We start from the raw sequence: 22,952 nt of genomic DNA, 5'->3' as shown, positions 1-22,952 counted from the left end.
CCACCACGAAATCTCAGGCTGCGGCCTTCAGCGAAGCCTTCTGCGCGGCGAAGGCCCAGTCGAGCCAGGGCAGCAGCGCCTCGAGATCGGAGGTCTCGACGGTGGCGCCGCACCAGATGCGCAGACCGGAAGGTGCGTCACGATAGGAGCCGATGTCGTAGGCGACGCCTTCCTTGTCGAGCACAGAGACGATCGCCTTGGCGAAGGCCGCCTGCCCGTCGGCGTCGAGCGCCGCGACATCGGCGTCGGTGAAGGACAGACATACGGACGTGTTGGACCGTGTCGCCGCATCGACCGCGAGATGGCCGAGCCAGGACGACTTGTCGACAAAGCCATCGAGCACGGCGGCATTGGCATCGGCTCTGGCAATCAACGCATCGAGACCGCCGATCGACTTCGCCCAATGAAGCGCATCGAGATAGTCCTCGACGCACAGCATCGACGGCGTGTTGATGGTCTCGCCCTTGAAGATGCCTTCGATCAGCTTGCCGCCCGAGGTCAGGCGGAAGATTTTCGGCAGCGGCCACGCCGGCTTGTAGGTTTCCAGTCGCTCGACGGCGCGAGGCGACAGGATCAGCATGCCGTGTGCGCCCTCGCCGCCCAGCACTTTCTGCCAGGAGAAGGTGACGACATCGAGCTTCTGGAAATCGAGCTTTTGCGCGAATGCCGCTGAGGTGGCATCGCAGATGGTCAGGCCCTTGCGATCCGCCGGGATGAAATCGCCATTCGGCACGCGCACGCCTGAGGTCGTGCCGTTCCAGGTGAAGACCACATCGCGGTCGAAATCGATCTTGGTGAGATCCGGCAGTTCGCCATAGCCTGCCTCGATCCTTCTGATACCGGCGAGCTTCAGCTGCTTGACGACATCGGTCACCCAGCCCGAGCCAAAGCTTTCCCATGCCACCATGTCGACACCGCGTTCACCGAGCAGCGACCACAGCGCCATCTCGACAGCACCCGTGTCCGACGCCGGCACGATGCCGATACGGTAATCCGCCGGAACCTGGAGAATTTCGCGCGTCAGCTCGATCGCCTGCTCGAGCTTGGTCTTGCCGATCTTGGCGCGGTGGGAACGGCCGAGCGCGGCATTCTTCAGCGCCTCGACCGACCAGCCGGGGCGTTTTGCGCAGGGACCTGAGGAGAAATTGGGATTTGCCGGACGGAGTCCGGGCTTCGTATGCGTCGTCATCGTGGTCTATCCTTCCAGATAGTGGCCCCTCGTTGGGGAGGGGTGGCCCACGGACGGCGATATGCGTTCAACCCTCAGGCGTCAAGAGGAAAGTTTCTGTCGCTGGCGGGATACTGGCGATACGGGATCAGTATGTCGTGAACTCAAACGCAAACGGCGGATCGAAGAGATCCGCCGTCGGGTTTCGTATCTGCAGCCAGCCTACCAGAGGTCGTAGCGCAGCCCGAGCTTGACCGTCTGATAATTGATGCCCTTGTGGATGTTGAAGGCGCCGCTGTCATAGGCGACGTATTTGCCCTCCGGCACCGAGAAATATTCGTAGCCAAGGTCAACCGACACGTTCTTGGCCACCTGATAGGAAAGGCCGGCACCGATCGAATAGGCAAGGTTGAATTTGCCCTCCTTATCCGTTGCACCCTCGTAACCGGCCGGATCGTCACAAGAGAACCCGCCCGTACCGGACGAATTGGGGGCCACTTCCACGCAATCCTTCGCCCCAATGCTCCTGTAATATTTATTGTATGCGACACCGATCCCTCCGCCAAGATATGGAGTGATCCCAACATAGGTGCCGAGATCGACATAGCCATTGGCCATGATGCTGTAGCCTTTGTTGGAAGCATTGTCGGAAAGATCGCATGCCTGCGTAGCCGCGACGGAATTGATGGTGCCAAAACCGTCGTCCACAAGCGTATGGCCGTCGCAAGTGGCTGCCAACTTGGCGTGTTCCCCGAATTTGTCGGTCGGAAGAATCCCGCCGTTCAGCTCGACCCGAAGATAGTCGTTGACATGATACCCCATACCGAAACTGCCTGTGAAAAGGCTGCTCTCATCGGTAAAGCTGTTAAGCGGGCCGGTTGTCGCTTCCTCATGCTCGAAGGGATGGCTGAACGCGTAGCCGACATCGCCGCGCAGATACCAGCCCGAGCCGACCTCGACCGGTTGATAGTCCGGCGCCTGATCGACATAGATCGGCGGATCGTAGTCCGCGGCTTGCGCCGGCGTCAGCAGCGCAAGTGCGAGTGCGGCAAGTGCCGGCGCTGTCAGCAATTTTAAATTCATGGGTCCCCGGCTCCTGAAATTGGCGCTCTTCATTTTGATCGCAAGCGCCGTTTCAGTGGGCATTGTTAACCATAGTGGTTAAGTGCGGGTTAAGGATAACGCGACGTTACCGATTTGATTTCGATAGGCTTTCTCTCCGCACGCCGCGGCCTGGAAGTGCACCGCAATCGGCAAACAAAAACCGCCCGGCATGGCCGGGCGGTTCGCAAATTCCTGGATTTCGAAGCGACTACTTGGTGTAGACCGGCTCCGGTTCGGGAACGTAGGGCTCCGGCGGCGGGGCGCAGTCCGACCGGCCGAACTGGTAGCGCAGGCCGCCGCGCACTTCGTGCACGTTGATGCCGCGATCGAAGCCCGGGCCGACATCGCTGTCGGAGGCGTAGTTGAACATCTTGCCACCATTGATGTGGCTGTAGCGATAGCCGAGATCGAGCTTGACCCGGTCGGTCAGGCAGTAGGAGGCGCCGGCCATGAGGGCATAGGCAAAGCGCCAGCCCTTGCCGCCGCTGTGCTCGAAGGAGCCATCGAGATCGGTATTGTGCAGCGTATCCCACTTGACCCAGGCACCACCGATGCCGGCGCCGACATAGGGCGTCACGCCGTGCCAGGTGCCGATATCGACATAGGCATTGGCCAGGAGCAGCATCGCCGAATAGGACGATGTGTCGACGGAGGTACAAGCTATGCCGCCGCCGCAGAAACCATTGGTCGAGCCGCGGAAATTGGACTTGCCCATCCAGTCGAAGGTCAGATCGGTGCGGAAGTACCGGTTGACCTGGTAACCGACACCGGCGCCGGCCGAAAAGGAACTCTTCAACTTGCCGGAGGCGAACGAACCGGGGAGTTGGGGCGGTGCCGGGCTGTAGGTGGTGTAGTCACCACCGCGGAACTTCGACCAGTGATAGTCGATATCGCCGCGGATGTACCAGCCGCCGAAATCGGCCGGCTGTTCATAGGCGATCGGCGCCGGCGCCTCTTCGACCACTGGCGGCTCCGCCAGATCGGCGGCGAATACTGGCCCGGCCACGCCTGCGAACAGCGCGGCAAGGAAAGCCCTTTTTGCTGTATTGAACATGTTTGTCACCCCTGAGAACCCGTCGGAACTTTGAATCCGCTCGAATGTGTTTGACCTCAGTTGTGGATAATGAATTGCAAAAGTTAAAAGGCGTTTAACCCTGTCAATTAACCACGAATTCTCGACATTTTACCAAACGGCCTCCGCCGGCATGACGCTGGGACCAACCCTGGCCGAAACAAAAAGCCCGCCTGCAGGCGGGCTTGAAGTCTTGAGCCGGCAGTTCGCCCCTGCCCGTCGGAGGCAGCGCAATCAGGCGGCGCTGCGCGTTTCCGAGATGATGTCGACGATGTCGTTGACCACGGCCTCGACCAGCTGTGGGTCGTCGCCCTCGGCCATGACGCGGATCAGCGGCTCGGTGCCCGAGGGCCGGATAACCAGGCGGCCGGCCTTGCCTAGACGGTTGCGCGCATCTTCGATCGCCGCCTTGACTAAGGCTTCTTCAAGCGGCTTGCCGCCGGCGATGCGGACATTCTTCAACAGTTGCGGCACCGGCTCGAATTTCTTCGACAATTCGCTGACCGGCCGGTTCTGCCGCTTGATGCAGGCCAGCACCTGCAGAGCCGAGACCAGCCCGTCGCCAGTGGTCGAGAAATCGGACAGCACAATGTGGCCCGACTGCTCGCCGCCGACATTCAACCCGTGCGCGCGCATATGCTCAACGACATAGCGGTCGCCGACCTTGGTGCGATGCAGCTGCAGCTTCATGTCGCCAAGGAAGCGTTCGAGGCCGAGATTGGACATCACCGTCGAGACGACGCCGCCGCCGGCCAGTCGCCCGCTCTGGTGCCAGGACTCGGCGATCAGCGCCATGATCTGGTCACCGTCGACGATGGCGCCGTTCTCGTCGACGATGACGACACGGTCGGCATCGCCGTCGAGTGCGATGCCGATATCGGCGCGCACTTCATGCACCTTCTTCTGCAGGCCGGCCGGATGGGTCGACCCGCATTCCTTGTTGATGTTGAAACCGTTCGGATCGACATTGATGGCAATGACCTCGGCGCCCAGTTCCCAAAGTGCGGCGGGCGCCACCTTGTAGGCTGCGCCATTGGCGCAATCGACGACGATCCTGAGACCCGACAGCGACATCGAGCGCGGCAGCGTGCGCTTGGCGAATTCGATGTAGCGGTCATGCACGCCGTCGACGCGCTTGGCGCGGCCGAGCCCGTCGGAATCGGCGAGCGCCAGTTCGATATCCTTGTCGAGCATGCTCTCGATGCGCTCCTCGATCTCGTCGGAGAGCTTGTAGCCATCGGGACCGAACAGCTTGATGCCGTTGTCGTAATAAGGGTTGTGCGAGGCCGAGATCATGACGCCGATATCGGCGCGCAGCGAGCGCACCAGCATGGCGACCGCCGGTGTCGGGATCGGGCCGAGCAGGAACACATCCATGCCGGCCGCGCACAGGCCGGACACCATGGCGTTTTCGATCATGTAGCCGGACAGCCTGGTGTCCTTGCCGAGCACGACGCGGTGGCGATGGCTGCCGCGCTGGAACGACAGGCCGGCGGCCATGCCGACCCGCATCGCGATCTCAGCCGTCATCGGAAACTTGTTGGCGCGCCCGCGAATGCCGTCGGTGCCAAAATAACGTCCTGCCATGCTTGCCAGAATCCCCGTCGGTTTTTCAGCCGGCTCGTAATGCCACAATTGGTCCGAGCCCGACTATCACATTGTGTGATTGTATATTACCAATTCTTAGAAAATCATTGTAGCAGGCTGTTCGGAGCGTTGGGCAGCGTATCATGACACGGTGTTGCCGCAATATAGCATTCACACTGGGCCACACTGCGCAGATTGGGCCGGTAAGCCGGGACTGTTGGAGGGGCAGATCGCAAGGGTCCATCACCTTATCGGGAGAACGCCGTTTAGCATCTGGCGCAGCCTAGCGTTGAGAGCTATTGATTGACACAGATACAACCTATGGCGCAGCAACGGGAGAACGCCATGCTCATCCACCGACTTGCAACTTTGACGGGTCTTGCCGTCGCAACCTTGTTCATGGCGGCGCCCGCCAGCGCGCTGACCATGGCCCAGTGTAGTACCAAGTATAATGCCGCCAAGGACGCCGGCACGCTGAACGGGCAGACCTGGAATCAGTATCGGAAGGCCGAGTGCGGCACCGACGCGGCGGCCACCACCGAGACCGCAAAGCCGGCAGCCAAGAAGGCCGCTGCGGCCAAGACGGACACGACCAAGGCCGCCGCCGCTGCTGATGACGGCGCCAAAGGTCTGACGGCCAAGGAATGCAGCGCTAAATACCAGGCTGCCAAGGCCGCCGGTACGCTCAATGGCGCAAAGTGGAACGACTTCCGCAAGACCGAATGCGCCGCCGGCGCATCCGCCGCGGCAGAACCCGCCAAGGCCACGACCAAGGCCGCAGCCACAACCGACGATGGCGCCAAGGGCCTGACGGCCAAGGAATGCAGCACCAAGTACCAGGCGGCAAAGGCCGCCGGCACACTGAACGGCGTGAAGTGGAACGACTTCCGCAAGACCGAATGCGCCGCCGGGGCCTCGGCCGCGGCAGCACCCGCCAAGGCAACCACCAAGGCAGCTGCCGACAGCAGCGGCAAGGGCCTGAGCATGGCCGATTGCAGCGCCAAGTACCAGGCTGCCAAGTCTGCCAATACTCTGGGCGGCAAGAAGTGGAACGACTTCCGCAAGGCCGAATGCCGCGCAGGCGCAGATGACGACGACACCGTGCCCGCTCCGAGCGAGGCGACCTATACCAGCGAGCCCGAGAAGCCCTCGGTCACCGCTCCCAAGGGCGTGAAGTTCCCGGCCGCGATCTCGAAGAAATACGCCGGCGAGACGCCGGCCAAGGGCCGCATGCACACCTGCCTCGAGGTGTATTATGCCAACAAGGACGCCAACACGCTGAATGGCCTGCGCTGGATCCAGAAGGGCGGCGGCTTCTACAGCCTCTGCAATGCCAAGCTGAAGAGCTGATCGCGTAGCCATATTCTCCAGACAGAGGCCCGCGCATCGCAGCATGCGCGGGCCTTTTTGTTGCGCTCGAACACACCCGGCGTTGCCCGCGTCTACATACCGCGGAAGCTGTCGGCATCATCTATTCGCCCACCCTGCCAACCGCCAGACATATCGGTGGTTCGCAAAGATTCCAATTGAACATATGTAGAACAAATGGTATACAAAAGGACATCGAACTTTTGTCAACCAGGAGAGTCTTATGTCCAGATTGAAATTGGCGGCATTGGCTGTGACGGCATGGATTGCGTGGAGCGTCGCCCCTGCAAGCGCACTGACGATGAAGGAATGCGGCGAGGCCTATCGCACAGCCAAGGAAGGCGGCACTCTGAACGGCATGGATTGGACCGCTTTCCGCACCGAGAAATGCGCGACGTCAGCTGCGGAGAGTGCCAATGCGGATGCGGTCAAAACCGAGCCGCAGTCGCAGAAGGAAACCAGCGCGGCGGTCGCCCCCGCTGTAGCGCCGACGGGCGTGACATTCCCGACCACCCTCGCCGCCGAATTCAAGACCGAGAAGCCCTCGAAGGCGCGTATGAAGACCTGCCTGCAGGGCTACCACGGCAACAAGGACGCGGGTACGTTGAACGGCCTTCGCTGGATCCAGAAGGGCGGCGGCTATTACAGCCTCTGCAACGCCAAGCTGAAGAGCTGATCGACCAGCAGCGTTTGAAGATCGAAGGCCCCCAACCGCAAGGTTGGCGGGCCTTCTCTTGGGTCTTGCCCCGTCAAGCGCCTTGTTTCGAGAGCTGGAGCAGTGCGACCAGGCTTGTAAGATCGGCATTGGCCTGGCCGGCAGCCACCCCGCGCTTCATCAGGCTTTGCATCGGCAAGACGAGTTCGGTGCTGACATCAGCCGACCTGCTGGCATCGATGAGATTGACGTAGGCATCAGCCTGCATGCCCAGGTTGGAAACGACATTGCTGGTGTGATCGCCACTGTCGATCTGTTCCGCCCACTTCGGCAGCAGGCCTTGCATCGACTGAAGCCAGGAGGCCAGCAGCGGCATGAACTCGCCGGCCGGGATCCCTGCTGCGCCCGTCAATGCCAACGCCTGCAGAACGCCCGCGAACATGCCGTACATGCCGCTCAGAAGCGAGATATCATAGAGCGGCGCGAGGCAAGCATCCTCACCGAGGAATTTGCTGGTGCCGAGCGCTCCGAGCTGCCCCGAACAGGCATCGAACGCCTGGCGCGAACCGCTGTAGAGAATCAAGGCGTGCGGCCCGCCGATCATCGGCGGCACCGCCATGATGCCGCCGTCGATGTAGCTGGCGCCCTGGCTCACCGCCCAGGCCGACATCGCCCGCGCCTGCTCGGGCGTGCCGTTGGTGAGATTGACGAATGTGCGGCCCGACAGCGCGTCTCGGCTTGGGCCGAGCACCTCACGAACGGTGTCATAGACAAGCAGGCACGCCACGATCAGTGGACTCGATCTGACGGCTTCCTCGACACTCTTGGCCACAGTGGCGCCCTTGGCTGCCAAAGCCTCAGCCTTTGCCGGAGAACGGTTCCACACCGTCACCGCATGTCCCTGGTTCAGAAAGGCTTCGGCAAGCGCCGTGCCCATGGCGCCGAGACCGATCACTGTTATGTCGCTCATTCTGCTTCTCCTTGGTTTGGTTGCGCGGTTACGCCGGTGTCGGGCTCAGGTCCTGGCCAAGGCCACCGTCCACGGTCAGCCGCGCGCCCGTGGTGAAGGTCGCGTCGAACGCCAGGAACAGCACTGCGCGCGCCACCTCCTCCATCGTGCCGTGGCGCTTCATCGGCGTGACCGCGTCGCCGATCGCCATGAAGGCGGCCCGCTCCTCGGCCGAGGCGTCGGCCACACCCATCGTCGGCGTATCGATGAAACCAGGGCTGACCACATTCACGCGGATGCGGCGCGGCAGAAGCTCGGCGGCCAGGACCTTGGCGAAGGCGCGCAGTGCCGCCTTCGATCCGGAATAGACGCTCATGCCGCCGGTGCCGGATTCGTCGGCGATCGACGAGGTGAAGACTATGGCGCCACCATCCCTGATGAGGGGCAGCAGGCGCTGCGCGGTGAAGAAAGCGCCTTTGGTGTTGATGTCGAAGGTGCGATCGTAACTGTCCTCGGTGACCCGCTCCACGGGTTCGAGATTGGCCACCCCGGCATTGACGTGAAGGAAGTCGATGTGGCCAAGCTTCTGCCCCACTTCGGCACCGAGCGTGACGATATCGGCCATGTCTGAGATATCGGACCGCACGACATGAGCTCGCGAAAGCAGCTTGGCTCGCGCGGCCTCGATGTTGCGCTGGTCGCGGCCGGTGACCAGGACCTCGGCGCCGCTTTCGATCAGGGCTTCGGCAACGGCGAGCCCCATGCCGTGCGTCCCGCCGATGACAACGGCCTTCTTGTTTGCGTATCGTGTCATGATCCATCCCTTTTTGACAAAATCCGGCCGCCGACGGCCTTTGCAGGTCGAAGCGGGGTACCGATATGATGTTGTGGTGTTCGCCGATGCCGGCGAGCTGGTTTGAAGCTATGGACCGGCTTGGTTTTTCTCAAGTACCGACAAAAATGTAAGCTACCCACCGATTGCTCAGAATTGGATGAAACATGGGAAAGAAACAGCCAGATAGTTGCGGATTGGGGCCGGCGCTGGAGGTCATCAGCGGCAAATGGAAGGCGCTACTGCTCTGGCAGATTCACAAGGCGCCGGCACGATTCGGTGAGCTGAAGCGGCTGGTGCCTGACATCAGCGAAAAGATGCTGATCCAACAGCTGCGCGAAATGGAGGCCGACGGCATCGTCCATCGCGAAATCTTTCCCGAGGTGCCGCCGAGGGTCGAATACTCGATTACCGAATTCGGCATCGAGCTGGACAATGCCCTGATCCCGCTGGCCAGATGGGGCAAGCAACATGCTGGCCGGACTGACGGTGTGCGCCCCGGCAAAGCAAATGCATCCGTCCCGCATGCTCTTTGAGAGACCCTGAATAGCAAAACGCCGCGGATTGAGCCGCGGCGTTTTCTTGCATCAAGTGATGTCAGCTCAGCTCGATGGCTGAGGCTCCATGCCGCCTTCGGGCTCGGGACCCTTCTTGCGGCGGCCGGACTTCGGCACAGCCGAGCCGCGGCTTGTGGGGGTGTCATCCCCCAAATCTCGCGCGGGCTTCTGCCCGGCGATCAGCTGCTTGATCTCTTCGCCCGAAAGCGTCTCGTATTCGAGCAAGCCCTGCGCCAGAGCGATCCATTCCTTCTTCTTCTTGGTCAGAATGGATTTGGCCGTGACATAGGCCTCGTCGATCAGGCGGCGTACTTCGGCGTCGATGATCTGCGCAGTCTCTTCCGAGACGTTCTGCGTGCGCGCCACAGAATGGCCGAGGAAAACCTCTTCCTGGTTGTCGCCATAGGCGACGTGGCCGAGCTTGTCGGAGAAGCCCCAGCGCGTGACCATGGCGCGCGCCAGCTTTGTCGCCTGCTCGATGTCCGAGGACGCGCCGGAGGTGATGTTCTCCTTGCCGAACTTGAACTCCTCTGCGACGCGGCCGCCCATCATGATGGCAAGCCGCGAGATCATGTATTTGTAGCTCATCGAATAGCGATCGCCTTCCGGCAGCTGCATGACCATGCCGAGCGCGCGACCGCGCGGGATGATGGTCGCCTTGTGCAGCGGATCGGCCGACGGCACGTTGAGCGCCAGGATGGCGTGGCCGGCCTCGTGATAGGCCGTGAGTTCCTTTTCGGCCTGGGTCATGGCCGACGAGCGGCGCTCGGCGCCCATCATGATCTTGTCCTTGGCGTCCTCGAACTCGGCCATGGTGACAAGGCGCTTATTGCGGCGCGCCGCCATCAGAGCGGATTCATTGACAAGGTTCATCAGGTCGGCGCCCGAGAAGCCCGGCGTGCCGCGTGCGATCACCTTGAGGTCGACATTCGGTGCCAGCGGCACGTTGCGCACATGCACCTTGAGGATCTTCTCTCGGCCGACGATGTCGGGGTTCGGCACCACCACCTGGCGGTCAAAGCGACCCGGACGCAGCAGCGCCGGATCGAGCACGTCGGGCCGGTTGGTGGCGGCGATCAGGATGATGCTCTCGTTGGACTCGAAGCCGTCCATCTCGACCAGAAGCTGGTTCAGCGTCTGTTCGCGCTCGTCATTGCCGCCGCCGAGGCCGGCGCCGCGATGGCGGCCGACCGCGTCGATTTCATCAATGAAGATGATGCAGGGAGCATTCTTCTTGGCCTGGTCGAACATGTCGCGGACACGGCTTGCGCCGACGCCGACGAACATCTCGACGAAGTCGGAGCCCGAAATGGTAAAGAACGGCACATTGGCCTCGCCGGCGACCGAGCGCGCAAGCAGCGTCTTGCCGGTGCCGGGAGGGCCGACCAGAAGCACGCCGCGCGGGATCTTGCCGCCGAGGCGCTGGAACTTCTGCGGATCGCGCAGGAACTCGACGATCTCTTCCAGATCTTCCTTGGCCTCGTCGACGCCGGCGACATCCTGGAAGGTGACGCGGCCATGCGCCTCAGTGAGAAGCTTGGCCTTCGACTTGCCGAAACCCATGGCGCGGCCGGAGCCGGACTGCATCTGGCGCATGAAGAATATCCACACGCCAAGGATCAGGATCATCGGCAGGTAGGAGATCAGATAGCTGAACAGCGAGTTGGAACCGTCCGACTCAGGCCGCGCATTGATGGTGACGTTCTTGTCCTGCAGCCGCGAGACCAGCTGCGGATCGCCAGGCGAATAGGTCTGGAAGCCATTGGCGTTGTCGGCGTAGGTGCCCGTGATGCGGGCGCCGGCGATGACCACCGTCTTGACCCGGCCGGCCGCAACCTCTTGCAGGAACTGCGAATAGGGAACGTCGGTCGAGGCCCCGCGAGTCTGCGGCGTCTGGAACAGATTGAAGAGAGCAATGAGCAGGACCGCTATGATCGCCCAGAGCGCGAGATTGCGATAATTCGGATTCATCAATTGTCCCGTTGGTGCCCGCTGGGACACGCGTCATGAGAGGAAACTTGCGCCTAACATAGGGAGAGCGCCCCCCCTTGCCAAGCATAACAGCACGTCTGGGTTAAGCTTTCGCGCCATGATCAACCGGCACTGTGGCGGCCAAAGGGCAAGCCGGGACAGGCGGTGCGCCGATCAACTCGGCGACGGCCTGCGCCAACACCAGATCGAAGCACGGCAGAAAACGGGCAAAGGGCGCAACGGCGGGACTGACGGCGATTGCCGCCGCCGCCGCTACATCCCCTGCAAAACCAAGGCATTCGCCGCCGCGCCATAGCGCCGGTTCCGCAGCCAGGGCGGCGCGCACAAGGCTTGGCAGCGCGCCATCCCCGGCAATCGGCGTTTTGGCGGCGGCAGCAGCGCCAAGCGGCGCGATCAACCATGCACCCGAACTGTCGCCCAATGTGATCGCCCCGGCTTCGATGTCTGGCGTGATCCGCCGGCGACCGTCCCAAAGCAGAGTGCCAGCTATCGGCGCGGAACGCGGCAGGTCGCGCGATTCACGGCGCAGGAAGATGCCGTTTCGCCTGATATCGACGACCGCCCGCGACAATGTGGCGCAAAGCCGACCGGCCCGCATTTGCTCGAACAGCGCTTCGCCGCGCGCCTGGTCCGGCAACAAGGCGGTGCCGCCCGTCGCCGCCAGCAGGACACGCAGCGCATATACCGCGGCTCGCGTGTCGTCAGCTTCGGCAAGACCGGGATCGAGACGGATGAGACCCCTCGCCGGCCGGCTGGCAAATTCACCGATCAGGGCGGCGGCGCGGCGACCGAGTTCCTCGCGATCGCCGGCAGCCCGCCCAGCCAGGCCGATTGCCTCGGCAAAACGCTGCCCGCTCCGGTCTTCGCCGAGCACGGCCCGGATGCGCGGGCGTTCGAAATTCGTGTCGATGTTGGTCGGATCCTCCGCCCAGCCGACATGTTCGCGCTGCAGGAAGGCGCGCAACGCCGCGCGCCGTACGCCGAGCAGCGGCCGCGCGATCCAGATCCGCCAGTCATAGAGGGTGGCAGGCGCCATGCCGGCGAGACCTCGGCCTGCAAGCTCTCGCCCGTCATTCCGCGCGACTCGCATCAGGACGGTCTCGGCCTGGTCGTCGGCGGTGTGGCCGGTCACGATCACACCGATGCCTTGCGCCTGCGCTGCCTCGGCCAGCAACCGGTAGCGCGCCTCGCGCGCCGCCGCGGGCAGGCCGGCCGACGGCTTGGCGCCGGACCAGTTGAGCGTCCGGTGCGCGATGCCGCGCTCGGCACAAAGCTTTGCCACGCTGCGCGCTTCGACTGCTGCTTCCGGACGCAGGCCGTGGTCGATCGTCACCGCCAGCAGCCGGGCTGTCGGGGCGCTGCGGTCGAGGTGAGCCTTGAGGAGAAGAAGGAGGGCGGTCGAGTCGCTGCCGCCGGACACGGCCGCAAGCGCGCCGTTGGTAAAGTCGATCTGCGAAAAATTCGAAAGGTCAGGCTCGGTATCGAGCATCAATGCATGTCGCGCAAAAGTGGTCCCGGTTCAGGGACGACACGGCAAAGACTAGCACGCCGCCAGCGCCCTCTCCTGCTTGACGCGTTCCTTGAGCGCGGCCGAAATATCGGGATAGCGCTTGCCGATCTCGCCGAAGGTGGCGCAGGCGACATCCTTCTGCTTGAGGCCGACCAGCGACACGCCAAGCTTCAGGAGCATGTCAGGCGCCTTCTTGGCCTTCGGATAGTCCTTGCTGGCGGAGAGGAAAACCTCGGCAGCGTCATGATACTTCTGCTGGCCAAGCAGCGATTCGCCAAGCCAGTAATGCGCGTCCGCCGCCTTGGCGTCCTTCGGGAAGCGGGCGATGTGGTCGCGAAAACCCTGCTCGGCGGTGCTGTAGTCGCCCGACAGGATGAACTGGTAGGAGTTGCGGTAGATCTCTTCCGGGTTGTTGGTGGCAGGCAGCGCCGCCACCACCGTGCCGTCCGACTTGCCGGTCTTAGCCCCGGCAGCCGGCGCCTCGGCGGCGGGAGCCGCACCTTCCGCCGGCGCCGCTGCCTGCGTGTTGCCGCTGGCGTCGATTACATTGCCGTTCTTGTCGACGGTGATGGTGCCGAAGGTCTTGGGCGGCGTGCCGTTGATCACCTTGCCGGGATCGCCGGTCTGCGATTCGACGATGACCTCGCCGACGCTCTGGCCGCCATCCGACTGCGCGCCGGCATCGGCCGGCGCCTGGTCTGCCGGGGCCTCGGCGACGCCGGTGCCCGCGCCACCGTCCTGCGGCGCGGCCTCCGATTTCTTCTGGGCCGGCGGCTGCCCGCTGGAGCCGCCTTCCAACTGCTGGAAGCGGAACTCGTTGTCTTCCTGCTGCTTGCGCATCTGCTCCTGCATCTGCAGGATCTGGAAGTTGAGTTCCTCGAGCTTGCCGTTCATCTGCCGGAGTTGATCTTCCAGCCCCGCGGCGGCGGTGCCGTCCTGCTGCTGCGCGATCTGTTGCTGCTCCGGCTTCTCCTTCTTGCCGAAAATGCCGAGCGTCGGCAGATGGAAGGAAAAGCCGCTATCCGCGGGTTGTCCGGTGCCGCTCGCAGAAGCCGCGAAGCCTGATACGAGCAGCAGCGCAAGCGTGCCGCTCAAGACCGATCTGAAATGCATGTGCCTCTCGCCGTGAATATCGTGAGCCTGTTCGCGCCTTCCGATCACAGTGGGACCGGCACGACGCCCTCGGCTCTTAGCAGGAGGCGAGACTTCGGCCAAATTTTGTTTCCGGGTTTGTTTCCGGGGCCGAAACTGAAAAAGGCGGCCACAAGGCCGCCTTTCGCATGGAGGTGTTGCAATTATGCGACACAAGCAATTCCAGGAAAAGTGTGAAACGGTTTTCCGTCCGGAATTGCGGAAGAAGAAGGCGCGCCGCCGTCTTACTCATCAGGAGCCGGCGCCGGAGAGCGTGGTGACGGCGCGGCGATTCTGCGACCAGCAGGAGATGTCGTCGCAGACCGCGACCGGACGTTCCTTGCCGTAGGAAATCGTCTTCAATCGGCTCGCCGAGACGCCCCTGGCGACCAGGAAGTCGCGAGTGGCGGCGGCGCGGCGGGCGCCGAGAGCCAGATTGTATTCACGTGTGCCGCGTTCGTCAGCATGGCCTTCGACGACGATGGCGTACTGCTTGTACTGGTTGAGCCACTGTGCCTGCCGCGACAGCGTCGTCTGCGCATCGGCGCGGATCGCGGTCGAGTCCGTGTCAAAGAAGATGCGGTCGCCAATGTTGACGGTGAAGTCCTGCGCCGAGCCCGGCGTTGCGGCACCCGCGCCATTGAGACCGAGATCGGCAGCGTTGTTCGGGGTTTTCTTCGAGGCGCAACCGGTGATGGCGAGCATCGCGATCAGGGCGATCATCGCCGGGTTTCTGGTAAGTGCTGCGATACGGCCCATGCCGCCTCTCCTTCGTATTCGAGTGATCGTATTTCGAGTGATTTCGTTGATCACCCAGTAACCACGTTTGGGTTAACCGGCATTCAAGAAATACGGTTAATGTTTGGTTTCGATCGTCCGTCCACGACCTTCAAATCCACGGTCACAGTTGGCGCGGACCCTAGGCGGAAATGCGGCCGAAACGCGACTAATGAATGGAAAAGGGGCCAAACGGGCCCCTTTTTAGCAGGTGTGGCAATTCGGCCGAACCTACTCCAGCAGCGGCGACCAGGCGGGATCCGACGCGAAATTCGCGGTCGGGATCGACTGTTCGTTGCGGCCGGTGAGATCGACGGAAACCAGTTTTGGGCCGCCGGCGGAGTCGCGGAAGAACATCAGCACGCGGCCGTTGGGCGCCCAGGTCGGTCCCTCCTGCTGGAAGCCCGAGGAAAGGATGCGCTCGCCCGAACCGTCGGTCTTCATGACGCCGATCTGGAATTCGCCGCCGGTCTGCTTGGTGAAGGCGACGAGGTCGCCGCGCGGCGACCATACCGGCGTCGAATAGACGCCGTCGCCGAACGAAATGCGGGTCTGGCCCGAGCCGTCGGCGCCCATCACATAAATCTGCGCACGGCCGCCACGATCGGAAGTGAATACCACCTTGCTGCCGTCGGGCGAATAAGAGGGCGAGGTGTCGATGGCGGTCGAGTTGGTCAGCCGGGTGGTCGAGCGGCTTCGCAGGTCCATGGCGAAGATGTTGGAATTGCCGTCATCGCGCAGCAGGCTCATGATCACCTTCTGGCCGTCGGGCGAGAAGCGCGGCGCAAAGGTCATGCCGGGAAAGTTGCCGACCAGTTCGCGCTGTCCGGTCTCGATCTGCAGCAGATAGACCCGCGGCTGGCCGCTTTCATACGACATGTAAGTGATTTCCTGCCGATTCGGCGAGAAACGCGGCGTCAGCACGATCGAGCGGCCATCGGAGAGATAGCGCACATTGGCGCCGTCCTGGTCCATGATGGCGAGCCGCTTCTTACGCGCATTCTTGGCGCCGGATTCGTCGATGAAGACGACGCGTGTGTCGAAATAGCCCTTCTCGCCGGTGAGCTTCTCATAGATCGCATCGGCGATGATGTGGGCGACACGGCGTTGATTTGCGTCGTTGGCGAAAAACTGCTCCCCGGCTATCTGCTGGTTGCCAAAAATATCCCATAGTCGGTACTGGGCGCGGATTCGGCCGTCCGCCTCCTTGCTCACGCTGCCGGTGACCAGCGCCTGCGCATTGATCACCTTCCAGTCGTCGAAACGGGGCTGCGCATCCGGATTGGCGATCTTCTCGATGAAGGCGTTCTTGTCTATCGGTGCGAAGAGACCGGAGCGCTTCAGGTCGGCGGTGACGATCTCGGAAATCTGCGCGCCGAGCCCTCCCTGGAAATCTGGGATGGCGATCGGCATCGGTTCGACATTGCCTTTGTTGACGTTGAGCTCGAGGGTTGCTCGAGCAGGCAAGGTGACGACGGCGTTCATGCCCATCGCCATCGCGGCGACCATCAGGAGCGGCTTGAGGATGGATTTCATGTCTTCTCGCTTCTCTTGCTGATTTCTGGGTGCTCAGGCTACAGGCCAAGCATCGCTCTGGGATCGAAGTTGACGCGAACGTCGGACCAAATGTCATGCTTTCCGGCGGGCACCTGCAGGCCGGCGACATCGCATTTCTGCACAGCGCGAACCGCGCTGCTGTCGAATTGGGGGTTGCCGCTGGACTTCTCGACGGTCGGACGGCCCTCCAGCTTGCCGGAGGCATCCAGGCTGAAACGGATCACCACGGTGAAATCCTCAGAACCCTCAAGCCCAACCGGGAGGGTCCAGCAGCCACCGAGCTGTTCTTCCAATGCCCCTTGCTCGGACTTCGACAGCTTCTGGCCTTGATCCTTGTCGCCGCCTAGCGATGCCTGCTGGGTCGAGCGCTTGGCGCCGCCGCCGGATGGCTTCTGCTTGTCGAGCAAAGCCTTGATGTCAGCCTCATTGAACTGCTTGTCATCCGACTTCGGCTTCGACGAGGCTTCCTTGACCGGCTTGTCGGTGTCCTTGCGGTCCGGAGCCTTCGCGCTTTCGGCCTGCGCCGGCTGCGGCTTCGGCCGTGCTTCGGGAGCAGGAGCGGAAGTCGGAAGCTGCGCTTCTTCCAGAGGCTGCTGATCCGATATGGCTTCGGCGACCGCATCGGGCTTCACGCGTGGCTTCGGCTCTATGGCGGCGGTCGTGTCCGGCTGCGGTGTTGGTGCAGGCTCCTTCACCGGGGTCGGCTTCGGTTCAACCTGCTTCACCGGCTCGGGCTTGACCTCTTCCTTCGGCTGCGGCTCCGGCGCCACCTCCGTCGCAGGTGTCGGCTTCGGCGCTTCCTTCGGCTTCGGCGTGTCCTCGGTCTTCGGCTTTTCGGTCGGGGTCGGCGCCGGAGCAGCCGTCGCTGTTTTCTCCACCGGCTTCGGCTTGGGCTCGTCCGTCACCGGCTTGTCGGTATCAACGCTGTTCTCGCCGATTTTCTGTGCATCTGGCACGATGTCGGGACGCTTGGTCGGCATCGGCGCCGATTTTTCGTGCATCACCGCCTTCTTGTCGCCCTGCAGCGTCTGCGCAATGGCTTCCATGGGAACGATGTCGACCGCTATCGACTCGACATCCGTAGACGGCAGCGCGGCCGGCGCCGACAGGGTGAACAGGCCGAAAGCCAGTGCCACCGTATGCAGTATCACCGATGTGGTGAGGCCGGTCTTCATCGTGCGTCTACTGATCCTGTTGCTGCAGTGAAATCAGGCCGATATTCTTGTAGCCGGCGGCCTGGATGAGGGCCATGACCTCCATCGCGGCGCCATAGTTGGTCGCCTTGTCGCCGCGGATGAAGATGCGCTCTTCGTAGCCGGTCTTGGAAATCGCCTGCAGCTTGGCGACCAGCTCTTCCCTTGGGATTTCGGTCTCCTGCAGGAAAATCTTGCCGGCCGCGTCGATCGAAACGGTGATCGGCTGGGTGTCGGCGTTCATAGCCTTGGCCTTCGTCTCCGGCAGGTCGACCGGCACTCCGACCGTCAACATAGGTGCGGCGACCATGAAGATAATCAAGAGCACCAGCATCACGTCGACCATCGGCGTGACGTTGATTTCCGACATCAATGCATGGTGGCGGCCGCGCCGCCTGTGTCCGCGCCCGCCGCGTCCTGCCATGCCAACCGACATACCCATCTTCTTACCTCAGCCCTTAGGCGCTACTTTTTCATCGATTTGGCGCGAGAGTATGGCGGAGAACTCATCCGAGAACCCTTCCATCCGCACCGCGATCTTGTTCGCGTCGGATGACAGCTTGTTGTAGGCGATAACCGCCGGTATGGCGGCGAGAAGACCGATGGCCGTCGCCAGCAGCGCTTCGGCAATGCCGGGTGCAACAACCGCGAGACTGGTGTTCTTCGAACCGGCAATCGCCTGGAACGAGGTCATGATGCCGATGACGGTGCCGAACAGGCCGATGAAGGGTGCAGCCGAACCGGTGGTGGCGAGAAAGCCGAGACGGCCCTCCAGCTTCTCCATCTCGCGCGTCAACGCCAGGTCCATCGCCTTGTCGATGCGGGTCTGCAGGCCGAGCGGCGATTTGGCCCCCTTCTCGAAGCTCTTCTTCCATTCGCGCATGGCGGCGACGAAGATCGCACCCATGCCCGTGGTCTTCCGGTCGGCAAGCGTGCGATAGAGCTCTTCCAGCGACTGCCCCGACCAGAACACCTGTTCGAAGCGATTGAGCGACAGACGCATGCGGGCATAGCTGACCAGCTTGTCGACGATGATCGCCCAGGTCCAGACCGAGGCGCAGAGCAGACCGATCATGACCAGCTTGACCACCCAGCTGGCCTGTGTGAACAGCGCCCAAATCGACAATTGCGCTGCCGGATCGGCGAGTGCGGTAGTTTCCATGCTTCAGTCCTTAAGATTTTCCGGGCATCGCTGGCGGCTGGCCCATGGGCATCCCTTGTGGTCCGTTCGCGCTTGGCTTCCGGATTAACCCCAAAATGCACCGTTGGCGGCCTTTTCAGGGCAAATATTGGTGAAAGGAAGGCGCGCGGATTCTTCCAATCTTCACCGATCTCTTCATGAACCGTTATGGTTAAGGATGGGTTAGGAAATATGGCGCGGCGCATTGCCGCGCCCAGCGACGCCGCAGGCCGTCCATCCACAATCGAATGCGCTGCCGATTGGCCGCTCGTTGCCGGCCGCCAGACCTTGATATCAGCTTGCTCTCGGTAGAAAGGCCGCGATCCATTCTTTCGGAAAGCGTTTCGGCCTGCCGTTCTCGCCGATGATCGCTGCCTCGACCTTTGCCTCGACCAGCACCTCTGTCCCGCGTTTCAATTGCTGCGCCATGACGATGCGGGCGCCGGAAATATCCTGCGTTGATGTGTCGATGGTCAGGATATCGTCCATGCGGGCAGGTGCACGGAAGTCGATCTCCATGCGCCGCACCACCCAGACGATCCTCTCGCCGTGCTTACCTTGGTGAAGTTCGGTGTGGTGGACGCCGGCCAGCCTGAGATAGTCCGAGCGGCCGCGCTCGAAGAATTCCAGATAGCGGGCGTGATAGACCACGCCGGAGAAATCGGTGTCGGCATAATAGACCCGCGCCATCAGCCGATGGCCGAATTCCATCAGCGCGCCCGAAAGCCCGGCAGCGAGTGCCGCCGATTCACCATGATCGTCCATCGCGCTTTCCTTTTTGCCCCCGGCGGGGCACCTGTCTTGCCAAAATCACCAGCGCAGCAAACCGGATGGCACTGTTGACGGCGATGATCAAGACCGTGATGGCAGCGCTGCTGGTGCTGGCGGCGTCTGCGCTGCCCGGCCATGCCGCGAGCTTTTCGATCAAGCGCGGCCTCAACCTCGACCAGTGGACGACCTGGGTCGGGGAAGACAAATGGAACGACCGACAAGCCATCCTGCCCTATCCGGAATGGCGCAAGTTTCTCCACGAGGATGACCTCAAGGCGCTGAAGGCCGCCGGTTTCGACTTCCTGCGCATGCCAGTCGATCCCTCGCCGTTCATGTCGGACCAGACGCTGGCGCTGCGCGACGATCTTTACGCCAGCGTGCGGGACTCGGCCCGCATGATCAACCGCGCCGGTCTGAAAGTGATCGTCGACATGCACCTGATCCCCGCCGGCGGCGGCCGCGAGATCGGCATGGGCCAGGTCATGGACGATCCCGCCACCTTCGACGCCTATGTCGAGGTCATCCGCAAAATTGCGCGCACGCTGGCCTCCGAGGACCCGGCGCAGGTCGCCTTCGAGCCGATGAACGAGCCGATCGTCGACTGCGACAGCGATGGCACCAGCCTCTGGCCGGAGCGTCAGCAGAAGCTGTTCGCGGCCGCGCGCGCCTCGGCTACCAGGCTGACGCTGATCCTGACCGGCGCCTGCTATTCCAACGCGGCCTCGCTGGTCAGGATCGATCCGAAGACCATCCCCGACGACAACATCATCTGGACCTTCCACTCCTACGACCCGTTCGTGCTGACCCATCAGGGCGCGACCTGGGCCGGCGATTTCATTCCCTATGTCACCGGCCTGCCCTATCCGCTGACCGCGGTGCCGCGCGCCGAGCTCGATGCGACGCTGGATGCGATCCGCGCCAAGATAAAAGCCGAGGCGCCGTGGACCAGACGGAACGGCCTGCTCGCCTATCTCGATGAACAAGTCGCCAGCATGGACACGGGCGAAAAGCTGCTCGGCGTCATGGATGCGCCGTTCGAAAAGGTCGAGGCCTGGGCGAAGGCCAACGCCATCAAGCCGGAAAACATCACGCTGGGCGAGTTCGGCATGGTCCGCCAGGAGTATGGCAATGCCTATGTGATGCCGCCCAAATACCGCGCCGCCTATGTCAAGGACATGATCGCGCGCGCCGAGGCGCATGGTTTCTCATGGTCGGTGTGGAGTTTTGGCGGCGCCTTCGGCATCGTCGACGCTTTCAACGGCGAAAAGGCCGAACCCGCCGTGATGGATGCGATCCGCTCGCTCCATTAGCCCTAGGGCATGTCGAGATTCAGGTCAGGCCGAGTCGAAAATGAGGGGTCCGAAAACCGGAACGGAGCGGACTTTGGTCCGTGACTACCGGAAGCGCAGGAACACCTCATTTGCAGGCCGGCATCACCTGAATACCGGCATGCTCTAACCGAGGTCGATCTGTAGTATTTCCGGCCGCATGCCGAAGCGCACCGGTGCGATGCTGAAGCCGAGCCCGCCTGACACGATCAAATTGCGGTCATTCTCGACGACATGGCCATAGGCGAAACGGTTGCCGAAGCGGGACGGAACCACCGGTGAATAGCCGAACAGCCTGACCTGCCCGCCATGTGTGTGGCCCGACAGCGTCAGCGAAACCCGCCCCGGCACTTTCGGGAAAATATCCGGCTCATGCGCGAGCAGGATGACGGGCGCCTGGTCGATGATCTTGGCCAGCGTGCCGTCGAGATCGTCCAGGCCTTCAAATCTGTCGCGGCCTGCGGCCTTGTTCGGTAACAGGGCCAGCTGGTCGGCGAGTCCGGCGATCCAGAAGCCGTATCCATTCTTTTCCAGACGCACGGCGTCGTTCTCCAGAACCGAGATGCCGGCCCTTGCGCGCCACAGTCGGCCCCGCTCCGGCCTGCTGCGCGAAAGGATCGTGCCACCAATCGTGATTGCCGAGGATCGACAGGACACCAAGCGGCGCCTTCAGTCCTGACAAGGCCGTCGCCCATTCATGGGCTTCCATCCGGTGCATCAGCAGGGACATGCCTGAGATATAGTCGCCGAGCAGTACGATCAGATCGGGCTGCAGCACGTTCGCACCCTCGACGAGCGAAGCGATCCGCTCAGGCGTCATCCAGGGGCGGCAGGCGTGAATATCGGCAAGTGCTACAACGCGCAGCTTCAAGCCCGCCGGCCAATGCGGCGGCGTCAGCTGGTAGCGCTTCACATGCGTCAACAGCATCGGCTCTATGCCGACCGCATAGGCACTGAGCGACGCCAGCGAGAGGAACGAACCCCCGACGAATTTCAGGAACCCGCGTCTGGTGATCACTTTTCTGGCTCCGACGCTTGATCGGAGCAGTTCGCGCCGACACTACGACGCCCGATAGCATCCAGGAATGCGCCTTCACGCTGGCAGGCTTGAGGAAATTCTGCGCAGACAGCCCGTTCCGGAGGACAAATCTCCGTTACTCTTCCTGGAACAGGTTGATCTGCTGCTGCGCCAGATCCTTCGGTGCGTCGAGGCCGAGATGGCGCCAGGCATTGGCGGTCAGCACGCGGCCGCGTGGCGTGCGTTGGATGAAACCCTGCTGGATCAGATAGGGCTCGATAATGTCCTCGATGGCGTCGCGCGGCTCGGACAGGCCGGCGGCGATGGTTTCGATGCCGACCGGCCCACCACCGAAATTGCGCGCGATCATCGAGAGATAGCGGCGGTCGAGCGCGTCGAGGCCGAGCGCGTCGACCTCCAGCCGCGTCAGGGCTTCGTCGGCAACCTGCTTGTCGACGTGACCGTCGCCGGCAACGGAGGCGAAGTCGCGCACCCGGCGCAGCAGCCGGCCGGCGATGCGCGGCGTGCCGCGGGCGCGACGTGCGATCTCCAGCGCGCCATCGTCGCCAAGCGGCATTTGCAGGATGCGGGCGCCGCGCCGCACGATCTGCTCCAGTTCCTCGACAGAATAGAAATTGAGCCGCACCGGAATGCCGAAACGGTCGCGCAGCGGGTTGGTCAAAAGGCCGAGCCTGGTGGTGGCGGCGACGAGCGTGAAGCGGGCAAGATCGATCTTGACCGAGCGTGCCGCCGGACCTTCGCCGATGATCAGGTCGAGCTGGAAATCCTCCATCGCCGGATAGAGGATTTCCTCGACTGCCGGATTGAGCCGGTGGATCTCGTCGATGAACAGTACATCGCGGTCTTCCAGATTGGTGAGAAGTGCGGCGAGATCGCCGGCCTTGGCGATCACCGGACCGGAGGTCGAGCGGAAATTGACGCCGAGCTCGCGCGCCATGATCTGCGCCAGCGTTGTCTTGCCAAGCCCCGGCGGCCCGACGAACAGCACATGGTCAAGCGCCTCGCTGCGGCCCTTGGCGGCCTCGATGAAGACTTTGAGGTTGGCCCGCACCGCGGCCTGGCCGACGAAATCGGCGAGCGTCTGCGGCCGCAAGGTCTGCTCAGCATCCTCGCCGCGCTTTTCCGGGGCAATGAGGCGGGGTGAAAGGCTCATGCGGCCTTCCTCGCACAGGGCAAAGGACC

At 62.7% G+C, this 22,952-nt stretch carries 19 protein-coding genes and 2 pseudogenes; 4 read left to right on the top strand and 17 right to left on the bottom strand.

Annotated features, from left to right (window positions below):
- Positions 1-13 precede the first annotated feature (13 nt).
- The 4 genes from NLY43_RS20945 to glmM form a co-directional block, all read right to left on the bottom strand.
- Positions 14-1,189: a phosphoserine transaminase gene (locus tag NLY43_RS20945; protein ID WP_023711970.1), complete on the bottom strand. Its 1,176-nt coding sequence runs from the start codon at positions 1,187-1,189 to the stop codon at positions 14-16.
- 201 nt (positions 1,190-1,390) lie between these two features.
- Entirely contained in the window at positions 1,391-2,251 is an 861-nt protein-coding gene (locus tag NLY43_RS20940; RefSeq protein ID WP_023711971.1) for an outer membrane protein, read from the bottom strand.
- Between the two features lie 229 nt (positions 2,252-2,480).
- The gene (locus NLY43_RS20935) at positions 2,481-3,326 is read right to left on the bottom strand and encodes an outer membrane protein (RefSeq protein WP_023711972.1); all 846 of its coding nucleotides are present in this window, start codon (positions 3,324-3,326) and stop codon (positions 2,481-2,483) included.
- 252 nt (positions 3,327-3,578) lie between these two features.
- Positions 3,579-4,931 (bottom strand): phosphoglucosamine mutase, encoded by a 1,353-nt coding sequence (gene glmM / locus NLY43_RS20930; protein ID WP_023688970.1) that lies wholly within the window; start codon positions 4,929-4,931, stop codon positions 3,579-3,581.
- 345 nt (positions 4,932-5,276) lie between these two features.
- Here glmM and NLY43_RS20925 point away from each other — a divergent pair, with 345 nt between their 5' ends.
- Complete coding sequence (locus NLY43_RS20925) at positions 5,277-6,281, top strand: hypothetical protein (RefSeq protein ID WP_023711973.1); 1,005 nt, start codon at positions 5,277-5,279, stop codon at positions 6,279-6,281.
- A gap of 241 nt (positions 6,282-6,522) precedes the next feature.
- Entirely contained in the window at positions 6,523-6,975 is a 453-nt protein-coding gene (locus NLY43_RS20920; RefSeq protein ID WP_023688968.1) for a hypothetical protein, read from the top strand.
- Positions 6,976-7,048: 73 nt separating this feature from the next.
- On the opposite strand, the pseudogene NLY43_RS20915 reads toward NLY43_RS20920, so the two are convergent.
- Together NLY43_RS20915 and NLY43_RS20910 are read right to left on the bottom strand one after the other, a co-directional pair.
- A pseudogene (locus NLY43_RS20915) lies at positions 7,049-7,933 on the bottom strand (NAD(P)-dependent oxidoreductase); the annotation flags it as partial.
- Positions 7,934-7,952: 19 nt separating this feature from the next.
- Positions 7,953-8,717: an SDR family oxidoreductase gene (locus tag NLY43_RS20910; protein WP_023673595.1), complete on the bottom strand. Its 765-nt coding sequence runs from the start codon at positions 8,715-8,717 to the stop codon at positions 7,953-7,955.
- A gap of 215 nt (positions 8,718-8,932) precedes the next feature.
- Here NLY43_RS20910 and NLY43_RS20905 point away from each other — a divergent pair, with 215 nt between their 5' ends.
- Positions 8,933-9,271: a winged helix-turn-helix transcriptional regulator gene (locus NLY43_RS20905; RefSeq protein WP_023673597.1), complete on the top strand. Its 339-nt coding sequence runs from the start codon at positions 8,933-8,935 to the stop codon at positions 9,269-9,271.
- A gap of 66 nt (positions 9,272-9,337) precedes the next feature.
- Here NLY43_RS20905 and ftsH read toward each other — a convergent pair whose 3' ends face one another.
- From ftsH to ybgC, 9 genes are all read right to left on the bottom strand, one after another.
- The gene (gene ftsH / locus NLY43_RS20900) at positions 9,338-11,263 is read right to left on the bottom strand and encodes an ATP-dependent zinc metalloprotease FtsH (protein ID WP_023673598.1); all 1,926 of its coding nucleotides are present in this window, start codon (positions 11,261-11,263) and stop codon (positions 9,338-9,340) included.
- A gap of 103 nt (positions 11,264-11,366) precedes the next feature.
- Positions 11,367-12,773, bottom strand: coding sequence for a tRNA lysidine(34) synthetase TilS (gene tilS, locus NLY43_RS20895; protein WP_023711975.1), 1,407 nt, complete (start codon positions 12,771-12,773; stop codon positions 11,367-11,369).
- A gap of 51 nt (positions 12,774-12,824) precedes the next feature.
- Entirely contained in the window at positions 12,825-13,907 is a 1,083-nt protein-coding gene (ybgF, locus tag NLY43_RS20890; protein WP_023711976.1) for a tol-pal system protein YbgF, read from the bottom strand.
- 270 nt (positions 13,908-14,177) lie between these two features.
- Positions 14,178-14,684 carry a peptidoglycan-associated lipoprotein Pal gene (pal, locus tag NLY43_RS20885; RefSeq protein WP_023684182.1) on the bottom strand — a complete coding sequence of 169 codons (507 nt, stop codon included), beginning with the start codon at positions 14,682-14,684 and terminating at the stop codon, positions 14,178-14,180.
- Positions 14,685-14,933: 249 nt separating this feature from the next.
- Positions 14,934-16,238 (bottom strand): Tol-Pal system beta propeller repeat protein TolB, encoded by a 1,305-nt coding sequence (tolB, locus tag NLY43_RS20880; RefSeq protein ID WP_023673841.1) that lies wholly within the window; start codon positions 16,236-16,238, stop codon positions 14,934-14,936.
- A gap of 38 nt (positions 16,239-16,276) precedes the next feature.
- A complete protein-coding gene (gene tolA / locus NLY43_RS20875; RefSeq protein WP_023711977.1) occupies positions 16,277-17,434 on the bottom strand; it encodes a cell envelope integrity protein TolA in 1,158 nt (385 codons plus the stop codon).
- A gap of 7 nt (positions 17,435-17,441) precedes the next feature.
- On the bottom strand, positions 17,442-17,894 hold the full coding sequence (gene tolR / locus NLY43_RS20870) for a protein TolR (protein ID WP_023673843.1): 453 nt from the start codon (positions 17,892-17,894) through the stop codon (positions 17,442-17,444).
- A 9-nt stretch (positions 17,895-17,903) separates the two neighbouring features.
- A complete protein-coding gene (gene tolQ, locus NLY43_RS20865; RefSeq protein WP_023673844.1) occupies positions 17,904-18,614 on the bottom strand; it encodes a protein TolQ in 711 nt (236 codons plus the stop codon).
- 312 nt (positions 18,615-18,926) lie between these two features.
- Positions 18,927-19,397, bottom strand: coding sequence for a tol-pal system-associated acyl-CoA thioesterase (gene ybgC, locus NLY43_RS20860; protein ID WP_023711978.1), 471 nt, complete (start codon positions 19,395-19,397; stop codon positions 18,927-18,929).
- A 65-nt stretch (positions 19,398-19,462) separates the two neighbouring features.
- Here ybgC and NLY43_RS20855 point away from each other — a divergent pair, with 65 nt between their 5' ends.
- Positions 19,463-20,713, top strand: coding sequence for a glycoside hydrolase family 5 protein (locus NLY43_RS20855; RefSeq protein WP_023711979.1), 1,251 nt, complete (start codon positions 19,463-19,465; stop codon positions 20,711-20,713).
- Positions 20,714-20,857: 144 nt separating this feature from the next.
- Here the strand turns inward: NLY43_RS20855 and NLY43_RS20850 are convergent.
- Both NLY43_RS20850 and ruvB read right to left on the bottom strand, forming a co-directional pair.
- Positions 20,858-21,749 (bottom strand): annotated as a pseudogene (locus NLY43_RS20850) (metallophosphoesterase).
- A 136-nt stretch (positions 21,750-21,885) separates the two neighbouring features.
- Entirely contained in the window at positions 21,886-22,923 is a 1,038-nt protein-coding gene (gene ruvB / locus NLY43_RS20845; protein ID WP_023688958.1) for a Holliday junction branch migration DNA helicase RuvB, read from the bottom strand.
- Positions 22,924-22,952 lie beyond the last annotated feature (29 nt).

This window comes from Mesorhizobium sp. C416B, assembly GCF_030323165.1.
Classification (GTDB): Bacteria; Pseudomonadota; Alphaproteobacteria; order Rhizobiales; family Rhizobiaceae; genus Mesorhizobium.
Note: the sequence above shows the minus strand (reverse complement) of the source record. Positions and strands in the feature narration are given on the sequence as shown.

Bases quoted from the DNA above. Each gene is read 5' to 3' on its own strand.
- NLY43_RS20945 (WP_023711970.1), bottom strand. From the start codon at position 1,189: ATGACGACGCATACGAAGCCCGGACTCCGTCCGGCAAATCCCAATTTC.
- NLY43_RS20940 (WP_023711971.1), bottom strand. From the start codon at position 2,251: ATGAATTTAAAATTGCTGACAGCGCCGGCACTTGCCGCACTCGCACTT.
- NLY43_RS20935 (WP_023711972.1), bottom strand. From the start codon at position 3,326: ATGTTCAATACAGCAAAAAGGGCTTTCCTTGCCGCGCTGTTCGCAGGC.
- glmM (WP_023688970.1), bottom strand. From the start codon at position 4,931: ATGGCAGGACGTTATTTTGGCACCGACGGCATTCGCGGGCGCGCCAAC.
- NLY43_RS20925 (WP_023711973.1), top strand. From the start codon at position 5,277: ATGCTCATCCACCGACTTGCAACTTTGACGGGTCTTGCCGTCGCAACC.
- NLY43_RS20920 (WP_023688968.1), top strand. From the start codon at position 6,523: ATGTCCAGATTGAAATTGGCGGCATTGGCTGTGACGGCATGGATTGCG.
- NLY43_RS20910 (WP_023673595.1), bottom strand. From the start codon at position 8,717: ATGACACGATACGCAAACAAGAAGGCCGTTGTCATCGGCGGGACGCAC.
- ftsH (WP_023673598.1), bottom strand. From the start codon at position 11,263: ATGAATCCGAATTATCGCAATCTCGCGCTCTGGGCGATCATAGCGGTC.
- tilS (WP_023711975.1), bottom strand. From the start codon at position 12,773: ATGCTCGATACCGAGCCTGACCTTTCGAATTTTTCGCAGATCGACTTT.
- ybgF (WP_023711976.1), bottom strand. From the start codon at position 13,907: ATGCATTTCAGATCGGTCTTGAGCGGCACGCTTGCGCTGCTGCTCGTA.
- pal (WP_023684182.1), bottom strand. From the start codon at position 14,684: ATGGGCCGTATCGCAGCACTTACCAGAAACCCGGCGATGATCGCCCTG.
- tolB (WP_023673841.1), bottom strand. From the start codon at position 16,238: ATGAAATCCATCCTCAAGCCGCTCCTGATGGTCGCCGCGATGGCGATG.
- tolA (WP_023711977.1), bottom strand. From the start codon at position 17,434: ATGAAGACCGGCCTCACCACATCGGTGATACTGCATACGGTGGCACTG.
- tolR (WP_023673843.1), bottom strand. From the start codon at position 17,894: ATGGGTATGTCGGTTGGCATGGCAGGACGCGGCGGGCGCGGACACAGG.
- tolQ (WP_023673844.1), bottom strand. From the start codon at position 18,614: ATGGAAACTACCGCACTCGCCGATCCGGCAGCGCAATTGTCGATTTGG.
- ybgC (WP_023711978.1), bottom strand. From the start codon at position 19,397: ATGGACGATCATGGTGAATCGGCGGCACTCGCTGCCGGGCTTTCGGGC.
- NLY43_RS20855 (WP_023711979.1), top strand. From the start codon at position 19,463: ATGGCACTGTTGACGGCGATGATCAAGACCGTGATGGCAGCGCTGCTG.
- ruvB (WP_023688958.1), bottom strand. From the start codon at position 22,923: ATGAGCCTTTCACCCCGCCTCATTGCCCCGGAAAAGCGCGGCGAGGAT.